Origin of the sequence: Burkholderia sp. BCC1993, from assembly GCF_905339865.1 — a bacterium.
Lineage (GTDB): Bacteria > Pseudomonadota > Gammaproteobacteria > Burkholderiales > Burkholderiaceae > Burkholderia.
This window is the reverse complement of the sequence record NZ_CAJPGZ010000079.1, coordinates 1-358: the sequence shown is the minus strand read 5'-3', so window position 1 is coordinate 358 and position 358 is coordinate 1. Positions and strand designations below refer to the sequence as shown.

Annotated in this window: 1 pseudogene; it reads right to left on the bottom strand. The window is 66.5% G+C overall.

What is annotated here, in order from left to right:
* Nucleotides 1–358, bottom strand: a pseudogene (locus U4Y91_RS36655) (choline ABC transporter permease subunit); the annotation flags it as partial.

The window sequence follows — 358 nt, the reverse complement described above, 5'->3', positions numbered from 1 at the left end:
AATCCCCGGCACGCGGCCGAGACCGAACAGCATCGCGGCCGGAATCAGGTAGACGAACGCGGGCATCGTCTGCATCAGGTCGAGGATCGGACGCACGATCGCGGCGACCCACTTGCTCTTCGCGGCCCAGATGCCGAGCGGAACGCCGAGCACGAGGCTGATGATCGTCGACGACAGCGTGAGCCCGAGCGTGATGACCGTCTGGTCCCAGAAGCCCGTCGCGAAGATCAGCAGCAGCGACGCGGTGGTGAACAGCGCGAAACGCCAGCCCACGCGCCACAGGCCGACGCCGATGAAGATCGCCATCATCAGCCACATCGGGATCGCCTGCAGGCTGTGCTCGACGAAGGCGGCGAGC